Genomic DNA, 1010 nt, shown 5'->3' on the forward strand with positions numbered 1-1010 from the left:
GGGGTCAGCCCTGCACGGGTCTGCCGATGCCGGCGGCCGATGACATCGCGCACATCATTTATACCTCGGGGACTACGGGTGTGCCCAAAGGTGTTGCGGTCACGCATCATAATGTGACGCGTTTGTTCGATGGGCTTGATGTCGGTGTCCTGATGGGGCCGGGGCAGGTGTGGGCGCAGTGTTCGTCGTTGGCGTTTGACTACTCGGTGTGGGAGATCTGGGGTGCGCTGCTGCATGGTGGCCGGTTGGTGGTGGTGCCTGAGTCGGTGACGCGTTCCCCGCAGGACCTGCAGGCGTTGTTGGTCGCTGAGGGGGTCACTGTGTTGAGTCAGACCCCGTCGGCGGTGGGGATGTTGAACCCGCAGGGGTTGGAGTCGGCGGCGTTGATGGTGGCTGCTGAGCCGTGCCCGGTCGAGGTGGTGGATCGGTGGGCGCCGGGGCGGGTGATGATCAACGGTTACGGGCCGACTGAGACCACGGTGTATGCCACGATCAGTGCGCCCTTGACAGCGGGGTCGGGGGTGGTGCCGATCGGGTTGCCGGTGCCCGGTGCGGCGTTGTTCGTGCTCGATGCGTGGTTGCGTCCGGTGCCTGCGGGGGTGGTCGGTGAGTTGTATGTGGCCGGTCGCGGTGTGGGTGTGGGGTATGTGCGTCGGCCGGGGTTGACCGGTTCGCGGTTCGTGGCCTGCCCGTTCGCTGCTGGAGCGCGGATGTATCGCAGCGGGGATCTGGTGTCCTGGGGTGCCGATGGGCAGTTGCGGTATGCCGGGCGTGCTGATGAGCAGGTCAAGATCCGCGGGTATCGCATCGAACTGGGTGAGATTCAAACAGCTCTCAGTGATTTGGTCGGGGTGGATCAGGCGGTGGTGATCGCGCGTGAGGACCGTCCCGCCGATTTGCGTCTGGTCGGCTACATCACCGGCACCGCCGACCCGGCCGAGATACGCACGCGACTGGCCGATCGGCTCCCGGCCTATATGGTGCCGACCGCGGTCGTGGTGCTCGAGGCG

Annotated in this window: 1 protein-coding gene; it reads left to right on the forward strand. The window is 65.8% G+C overall.

Annotated elements, in window-relative coordinates; all coding sequences use genetic code 11:
- A partial coding sequence (locus ACZY0X_RS31210) for an AMP-binding protein (RefSeq protein ID WP_463775896.1) occupies positions 1-1010 on the forward strand: 1010 nt, incomplete at both ends.

The organism is Mycobacterium sp. IDUB_39, from assembly GCF_055419205.1.